The 698-nt window shown below is 64.8% G+C and carries 1 protein-coding gene; it reads left to right on the forward strand.

Annotation, left to right across the window (positions count from 1 at the left end; genetic code table 11):
* Positions 1-2: 2 nt before the first annotated feature.
* A partial coding sequence (locus F6X39_RS36180) for a TenA family transcriptional regulator (protein WP_187620164.1) occupies positions 3-698 on the forward strand: 696 nt, incomplete at its 3' end.

Below are 698 nucleotides of genomic sequence, written 5' to 3' on the forward strand. Positions count from 1 at the left end.
TGATGAACCGCGATGAATTCCGCACCGCGCTCGAAGAAGCAATCAAGGGCAAGAGCGCCAACAAGGCGCCGTTCAGCGTCGCGTGGGCGAGCGGCAAGCTCTCCCGCGCGCATCTGGCACGCTGGGCCGAGAACCACTATCACTACGTCGGCCCGTTCGCCGACTACCTGGGCTACCTCTATGCCCGCACGCCCGGTCACATGACCGAGGCCAAGGACTTCCTGCTGGCCAACATGTACGAAGAGGAAATCGGCGGCGACCGCCACACCGACCTGCTGATCCGCTTCGCCGAAGCCTGCGGCACCACCCGTGAGCGCGTCACCAACCCCGACAACATGTCGCCGACCACCCGTGGCCTGCAGGCCTGGTGCTACTCGGTGGCCATGCGCGAAGACCCGGTCGTCGCGGTCGCCGCGCTGGTGGTCGGCCTCGAATCGCAGGTGCCCTCGATCTACCGCAAGCAGACGCCCACGCTGCGCGAGAAGTACCGCTTCACCGACGAGGAGGTCGAGTTCTTCGACCTGCACATCGTCTCCGACGAGATTCACGGCGAGCGCGGCTACCAGATCGTTCTGGAGAACGCCAACACGGTCGAGCTGCAGCAGCGCTGCCTGAAGATCTGCGAGATCGGCGCGCAGATGCGCCTGCTCTACACCACCGCCCTCTACTACGACTACGTCGAGAAGGAAATCCCGCTG

It is taken from the genome of Paraburkholderia sp. UCT2, assembly GCF_014397665.1.
GTDB classification, from domain to species: Bacteria; Pseudomonadota; Gammaproteobacteria; order Burkholderiales; family Burkholderiaceae; genus Paraburkholderia; species Paraburkholderia tuberum.